General features: G+C 67.4%; 1 protein-coding gene. It reads left to right on the top strand.

Features of this window, described 5'->3' with window-relative positions:
- Window positions 1–72: 72 nt before the first annotated feature.
- A partial coding sequence (locus tag AB0H82_RS36395) for an acyltransferase domain-containing protein (RefSeq protein ID WP_362999830.1) occupies window positions 73–1,446 on the top strand: 1,374 nt, incomplete at its 3' end.

The raw sequence follows: 1,446 nt of genomic DNA, 5'->3' as shown, positions 1-1,446 counted from the left end.
CCCGCTGAGGCGGGGGAGGAGCTGGCGCCGGTCGGTGGTGGGGCTCCTGAGGCTGAGGCTGAGGGTGGCTTGGTGCCGTGGGTGGTGTCGGCCCGCAGCCTTCAGGCTTTGCGCGATCAGGCGCTGCGTCTGCGTGATGCGGTGGCGGCCGATTCGACGGTTCCGGTGTCGGTGTCGGTGCGGGATGTGGGCTGGTCTCTGTTGCGCTCGCGTGCGCTGTTCGAGCAGCGGGCGGTGGTGGCGGGTCGCGAGAAAAATGAACTCCTGGCAGGGCTTGCTGCGTTGGCCGCCGGTGACGAGCACCCGTCCCTGACCCAATCCCGTGAGGATGCGGTCGTTGCGAGCGGTGATGTGGTGTGGCTGTTCAGCGGCCAGGGCAGCCAGCTCGTGGGTATGGGTGCTGGTTTGTATGAACGGTTCCCGGTGTTCGCGGCTGCGTTTGATGAGGTGTGCGGCCTGCTGGATGTGGAGCTGGGTGTGGAGGCGGGCGAGCTGCGGGAGGTGGTCTTCCGGGGCCCGCGGGAGCGGTTGGATCACACGATGTGGGCGCAGGCGGGGTTGTTTGCGCTGCAGGTGGGGTTGGCGCGGTTGTGGGAGTCGGTGGGTGTGCGGCCGGATGTGGTGGTCGGGCATTCGGTCGGCGAGATCGCGGCCGCCCATGTCGCGGGGGTTTTTGACCTGGCGGATGCGTGCCGGGTGGTGGGTGCGCGGGCTCGCTTGATGGGTGAGCTGCCTGAGGGCGGTGCGATGTGTGCGGTGCAGGCCACGCCCGCCGAGCTGGCCACCGACCTGGACGGCATGGGTGTGAGTGTGGCGACCGTCAACACCCCCGATTCGACGGTCATTTCGGGGCCGTCGGATGAGGTGGACCGGGTTGCCGGACGGTGGCGTGAGCGGGGGCGCAAGACGAAGGCGCTGAGTGTCAGTCATGCCTTCCATTCGGCGTTGATGGAGCCGATGCTTGAGGAGTTCACCGAAGCGATACGAGGGGTCAAGTTCGCGCAGCCTTCGATCCCGCTCATGAGCAATGTCTCCGGAGAGCGCGCCGGAGTAGAGATCACGGAACCCGAGTACTGGGCACGTCACGTACGCCAGACAGTGCTGTTCCAGCCCGCGATCGCCCAAGTAGCCGCCAAGGCAGGCGTGTTCGTCGAGCTCGGCCCCGCCCCCGTACTGACCACTGCCGCCCAGCACACCCTGGACGACGTAACCGATAGGCATGGTCCCGAACCGGTCCTGGTGTCCTCGCTGGCCGGGGAGCGTTGCGAGGAGTCGGCGTTCGTGGAGGCGATGGCTCGTCTGCATGTCGCTGGTGTGGGTGTGGACTGGTCGGTGTGGTTCGCGTCCGATCCTGTGCCCGGGGTGGTGGAGCTGCCGACGTATGCGTTCCAGCGGGAGCGGTTCTGGTTGAGTGGCCGTTCCGGGAGTGGGGATGCGGCGACTTTG

Source organism: Streptomyces sp. NPDC050732, from assembly GCF_040654255.1.
Lineage (GTDB): Bacteria > Actinomycetota > Actinomycetes > Streptomycetales > Streptomycetaceae > Streptomyces.
This window is presented reverse-complemented; position numbering and strand designations above follow the sequence as displayed.